We start from the raw sequence: 5,671 nt of genomic DNA, 5'->3' as shown, positions 1-5,671 counted from the left end.
TGGACGACTGCGTAAACCAATTGAAACGGTATTTTCGAGTTTAGAGCAGTTTGGGATTGAGGATTTAAGATGCAGGAATCTCTATGCTTTAAAATTTAAAGTAGAGGCCATCCTATTAACTTATTCCATATTACTTCATCAAAGCCAGATCGAAAATGGTTTCAGTCTAAAATATTCACTTGCTTACCCTTAAATCAACTAGCACAACGGGTATGTTACATATAAAAACACCTCCTAAGTAGATTTGGCTATATACCCTATCTACTTAGGAGGTGTTCTCGTTACTAAGAAAAGAACATTTGAATTTGGTACCATTTGTGCCCTTAGCCAATAATCATACCTCATTCTTTTATAGAACAATAAGAAGTTTGATTGGCCTAGGATTGGCTTTCGTTTTATTTTCAGTTATCCACGGTTGCCCGGAGCTTGGCCTCCGCCTGGGGGCATACCGCCTTGCATACCCATGCCACCAGGGGCACCGGGTCCGGTTTGGACAATTTCGGTTTGTTTTTCGCCGTTAACGGTTACGGTTCCACCGGTGAAGCTGACGCTACCGTCGAAGTCGAAGGCGGATTGGGCGGTTATATCAATGGTACCACCGCTGATTTCGAGGTTGCCATTGGAGTCGAAGGCGTCGGTATCGCCTTGGCCGACTTCGACCGTGATGTTACCGCCGGTGACTTTGATAAAGATATCGGCACCGGTGACGTCACTGGCTGCATTGATACCGTCGTCGGTTGCGTAGACATCAACTGCTCCACCGTTGATGGTGACGTTGGTTCCTTCTAGTCCTTCGACACTTTGTGGGACAGAGATATTTCCATCATTGATGACCAGGCTAGACTCAGCCTTGATCCCGTCATCGCCAGCGGATACAGAGATGTCGCCGCCGTTGATGGTGACGTTCCCTTTGCTGGTGTCTTCATCGTTGTTGGATTTAATGCCGTCGCCTTGGGCGTTGACGCTAATATTGCCTCCATTGATGGTGACGCTGTCTCGGCCGCGGATGGCATCGTCTGCCGCGATTACTTGAAGGGTTCCGTTTTCGATGTAGAGGTTGTCTGTGGAGACGATTCCGTCCTGGTAATTAGCTTCAACGGTTAGGTTTCCTTGGCCGGTCACGATGAGATCGGCTTCAGAATGGATGGCGCCTTCCAAGTCTTCATTGCTGTGGGTGCTTGAATCGCTGACCTTGTTCTCCGTTCCATCTTGAAGTTCCAGTTGGACAGTTCCAGCTTCCTCTACATTGATGGCTGGGCCATCAGAGGAGGTGATGGTTGTACCTGCTAGGATAAGGCGGACATTACCAGATGTTTTCACCGTCACCCCTGCGCTGGTATTTCCCTTGAGAACGTAAGTTCCAGCCTCAGTAATGGTCAAGCCTTTATCGTCCAGCGTTACATCCTTGCTGGGAAGACTGTCCCAATCAATGGAAGGAGTTGTGGTGCTCTGCTTAACGATTTGGCCTGTTGTTGATTGCGTTTGGCTGCTTTGTAGACTGCAAGCTGCCAAGCTCGCCATGGTTAGGAAAGCAATGGTAGCGGTTAGGATTGGTTTTTTCTTCATGTGAGGTTCTTCTTTTCTTTTTTATTTTCAAATAAGTATAAAAAGAAAAACTAAAAGTTCCTTTAAATTTAACTTAAAGAAGCCTAAAAGGAAAAATAAGAGTATAATATAAGGAAAAGGAGGGAAACTTATGTTGCAAGTATCACACATGTCCAAAGCTTATGGGAACAAGGAGGTCCTCAAGGACCTCAACTTCAGCATTCCATCCGGGACCATCTGCGGTCTGGTCGGGAAAAATGGGGCTGGTAAGACCACACTCTTCCATTCCGTCCTCAACTTTCTGACCTATGAGGGTCAGATTCTACTGGACGGCCAGCCCCTGACCAAAGAACGCTACTCGCAAATCGGCTACCTTCCGGAAGAACGCAGCCTTATGCCCAAGCGGACGGTTCTGGAGCAGGTTAGCTACCTAGCCAGCCTCAAGGGAATGAGCAAGAAAGAAGTGGCAGAACGCCTACCCATCTGGATGAAAAAACTACAGGTCAAAGGCCGCATGAGTGACAAAATCAAGAGCTTATCCAAAGGGAACCAGCAGAAGATTCAACTCATCGTAACCCTCATTCATCAACCACAATTAATCATTCTGGATGAGCCTTTTTCAGGTTTAGATCCGGTCAACACAGGCCTTCTTAAAGAAGTCATTCTGGAAGAAAAGGCGCGTGGGGCGACCATCATCTTCTCAGATCATGTTATGACCAACGTGGAAGAACTCTGTGACCAACTCATCATGATCAAAGACGGCACCATCGCCCTCAATGGGGACATCCAAAGCGTCCGCCTTCAGTTCGGCCGCACCCGCCTCTTTGTCTCCCAAGATTTGGATAAGGAACAATTAGCTGCCCTGCCTCACGTCCTCTCCGTCGAGGATACCAAACAAGGCAAATGGCGCCTGATCTTGGATAGCGAAGATGCCGGACCAGAACTCTTTGACCGCATTAGCCAAGGCCGCTACCTCACCACCTTTGACCAGCAAGCCCCAAGCATCGATGAAATCTTTAAACTAGTATCGGAGGAAGCCTAATGAAACAAGTACTCCTAGTCGCCAAAGAAACCTACATCCGCCAAGTTAAATCCTGGGCCTTCCTCTTCTTAGTCTTAGCGCCCTTCTTTATGATCTTGCTCTCCATGGGGTCGGGCTACGTCGCTTCCCAATTTGGCTCAGACTCTAACGCCATCGCCCTAGTGGGCCAAACCCAAGCCCTGTCCGATCTCGATTTCCTTAAATCCTATCCGGACGAAACTGCGGCCAAGGCCGCAGTAAAAGAAGAAGAGGTTAACGGTTACCTAGTCGTCTCAGAAGAAAATGGCCTCCTCACAGCCACCTACCACGGCGAAGAAGGGATGGCCTTTGAGAAAAAAGACCAAGTCCAAAAAGCCTTGGACCAATCCCAATCTGATCTGAACCGCCAGAATGCCCAATTAAGCACAGATCAGGTGGCTATTCTGGATCGGCAACCTAGCTTTAAAGAGGAGCTACCAGAAGGACAGGACATGGCTCTCGGTGCTAAAATGGCGGCTATCTTTGGTTTAGTCTTTATTATCTACATGATGACCCTGACCTACTCAGCAGCCACTGCCCAAGAAATTGCAGGAGAAAAAGGGACTAAAATTCTAGAAATTATTTTTTCTAGCATCCCAGCCGACCTCTATTTCTACGGCCGTGTCTTAGGAGTGGTCTTAGCGCTGGTGACTCATTTGGGAATTTATGCCTTGGGAGGCGTCCTAGCCTACCTCTTCCTTTTGAGCCAACCCTTTGGAGCTTCCGCCCTTCCCTTCCTTCAAACCCTCCTAGCACACTTGGATTGGCTCCTCTTGCCTTTCTTGCTAGTCGGTTTGAGCTTCTATGTTGTCATCGCTGCCTTCTGTGGCGCCCTCGTTGTCCGCCAAGAAGATGCCAATAAGGCCGTTCAACCCCTCACAGTTTTGGTGATGGTCGGCTTCTTCGGCACCTTTATCTTCGGACAAGGAGGTCAAGACACCCTTATCTTACAAGTCCTATCCTACATCCCAGGCCTCTCCATCTTCCTCATGCCCGTCCGCATGATCAATGGCTACGCAGGTGCTCTAGAACCCCTCCTCTCCCTCTTACTCCTCCTAGCCACCACCGTAACCCTCGCCTATCTCATCGGCAAATCCTACTCCGGCATCGCCCTCCAAACCGACGACCTCGGCCTCTGGAAATCCCTCAAAAAAGGCCTCGCCAGCAAGTAAAACGAGATCGGACATCCCTCTGATATGCCCCCTGTCAAGTAGACAGGTAAAATATCCAAAGATGAAGTTCATGACAGAAATCAGTCGTACATCTCGTATGGCTGATTTTTTATGCACTCCACTTAGATTGGTAGTTTTCAATCTGCTTGTTCTTAGCGATTGGGTAAGTTGCTGGCTGATCTGAGTTTAATACTCGAAACAGTTCGAAATCTGAAAAGGCAATCCGATGAAGACAGAACTGAGGGTTCGGCGAAGAGGATTAACACATTCAGATTTTGAAATGTAATGAGTATAAGGCAACTTCTCTGACTTCCTATGGTGTCTTATATTGGTATCTACTCTGTAATCGATGGTGTTTATAAAACCAGATATAGTCTTTGATGGCAAAACGAAAAAGTCCACGACCAGCCGTGAACCCTTTTAGGAGATTAGATGTCTTTTGACAATAACTTCGTTATTTTGATCCTATATCTTCAAAGTTCTCTAAGACCTTTGAACTCTGCGAACTCTGTGAGCTAGAGGGGCGGATACCGAGCTTGCGAGGTATCAAGAGAGGAGCAAAGCGCCGAAACTTTCACCTTAAAGGGCACCTCGAAAAACTCCGGTTTTGCATCAAATCATGTCGTAGAAATCTTGATAAATCAATGTTCGAATTTTTAAGAGTTTAGTTTTTAGAGGTGCCCTAAAATAATAATCTCCCAAGCAGAGCAGTACTATCCTCTAGCTCAACCACATAACGAAAGACCTCGTCTAACAACGAGGCCTTTCAGGAGATTATTATGAAAAAGAAAAGTTTTATTAGGATTGAGATAAGTATAACCTGGAAAGATTAAACAAAGCTTAAAGGGAGAAAAAATTTGAATTAAAAATGAGAAACGGAGATTATCGGAGGAAGAAGTTAACAATAATCGAAATTGCTAGACCGGTGAGAGATAGGATTAAGCCGATGAACCAGCGCGTGGTTGTTTTCATTTCGGCCTCTCTGGCTGATTTCTCAATCATTTCTCTTTCAAGTAGTAGAACCTTAGTTTGGGATAGAATTTGTTGGACGCTGGCATCCCATTTTTGGTTGAGCAACTCGAATTTACTTGCCATCATATCTTCTTCTAAGGTTGAAAACTTCAAGTCAATTTCTGATTTGCTGTAATTGTCATGATTCATAACGAAAGCCTCCTGTTCGTGTGTAATCGCTGTGTTATCCCCAAGCAAAGAATTTTTCATCAGGCAAGTCTTGTTGGTCCCACATTTGCTTGACTTTACCTCTGGCAATGCTGGCGAAGTAGGGGTAACCCTCTTTTTTATCAAAGGAAGATAATTCAACAATGTGAACCTCTCCGGAAATGGGGTCTATTTCAACAATACCTGGTCCCGGATAATTCTCTGGTGTGTAAAAATAGCCTAGACTATCTGAATTTTGAATTTTTTGAAGGAAAAGCATCATTGTGAATCACCTCTTTCTTGTTGCCATTGTTTTAAGGCTTGGTAATTGGTTTTGGTTAGTGTTCCGTATAGGTTGGCCAAGCGTATTTTTCGAATTCATCCAATTCTTCAAGAGTTAGTCGATACAAAGGAGAAGTCTTAATATCGTCAGTGTCATCCTCGGTCCAATCGGTTTTCTGGGCATCTCGCAGCCTTACCTCTTCAATATATTGCAACAGGTCTTTTCCTAATTTTTGAGAAATAGAATCATACAAGGTCATAGTAACACCTCCAATTCAATGCCAATGGTGGGCATCTTTATAATGTAGTCTCTTACGATAGTTTCATCCCAAATTATTCATACCTAACTTAAAAACCTTCCAGAAACCGTATTGATCACAGGGTTTCTGGAAGGTTCTGCTTTTCACCCATTGGGTGAAACATTCGACTAGACAAAAGAGGATTTCCCCTTTAT

Annotated in this window: 6 protein-coding genes and 1 pseudogene; 3 read left to right on the top strand and 4 right to left on the bottom strand. The window is 45.5% G+C overall.

Going from position 1 to position 5,671, the window contains the following annotated elements; all coding sequences use genetic code 11:
• Positions 1 to 193: pseudogene (locus tag I1A59_RS09550) on the top strand (IS982 family transposase); the annotation flags it as partial.
• A gap of 212 nt (positions 194 to 405) precedes the next feature.
• Here I1A59_RS09550 and I1A59_RS08875 read toward each other — a convergent pair.
• Positions 406 to 1,566 carry a carbohydrate-binding domain-containing protein gene (locus I1A59_RS08875; protein WP_196092416.1) on the bottom strand — a complete coding sequence of 387 codons (1,161 nt, stop codon included), beginning with the start codon at positions 1,564 to 1,566 and terminating at the stop codon, positions 406 to 408.
• Positions 1,567 to 1,696: 130 nt separating this feature from the next.
• Here I1A59_RS08875 and I1A59_RS08870 point away from each other — a divergent pair, with 130 nt between their 5' ends.
• On the top strand, positions 1,697 to 2,587 hold the full coding sequence (locus I1A59_RS08870) for an ABC transporter ATP-binding protein (RefSeq protein WP_196092415.1): 891 nt from the start codon (positions 1,697 to 1,699) through the stop codon (positions 2,585 to 2,587).
• Complete coding sequence (locus tag I1A59_RS08865; protein WP_196092414.1) at positions 2,587 to 3,777, top strand: ABC transporter permease; 1,191 nt, start codon at positions 2,587 to 2,589, stop codon at positions 3,775 to 3,777. The genes I1A59_RS08870 and I1A59_RS08865 overlap by 1 nt, the downstream gene beginning before the upstream one ends.
• Before the next feature lie 882 nt (positions 3,778 to 4,659).
• Here the strand turns inward: I1A59_RS08865 and I1A59_RS08860 are convergent.
• Genes I1A59_RS08860 through I1A59_RS08850 form a run of 3 tightly spaced genes read right to left on the bottom strand, consistent with a single transcriptional unit; the run spans position 4,660 to position 5,477 of the window.
• Positions 4,660 to 4,938, bottom strand: coding sequence for a hypothetical protein (locus I1A59_RS08860; RefSeq protein ID WP_196092413.1), 279 nt, complete (start codon positions 4,936 to 4,938; stop codon positions 4,660 to 4,662).
• 34 nt (positions 4,939 to 4,972) lie between these two features.
• Positions 4,973 to 5,218: a hypothetical protein gene (locus I1A59_RS08855; RefSeq protein WP_196092417.1), complete on the bottom strand. Its 246-nt coding sequence runs from the start codon at positions 5,216 to 5,218 to the stop codon at positions 4,973 to 4,975.
• 55 nt (positions 5,219 to 5,273) lie between these two features.
• Positions 5,274 to 5,477, bottom strand: a complete 204-nt coding sequence (locus I1A59_RS08850) for a hypothetical protein (RefSeq protein ID WP_196092412.1) — start codon at positions 5,475 to 5,477, stop codon at positions 5,274 to 5,276.
• Positions 5,478 to 5,671: the final 194 nt, after the last annotated feature.

It is taken from the genome of Streptococcus sp. NLN76 (genome assembly GCF_015686645.1).
Classification (GTDB): Bacteria; Bacillota; Bacilli; order Lactobacillales; family Streptococcaceae; genus Streptococcus.
This window is presented reverse-complemented; position numbering and strand designations above follow the sequence as displayed.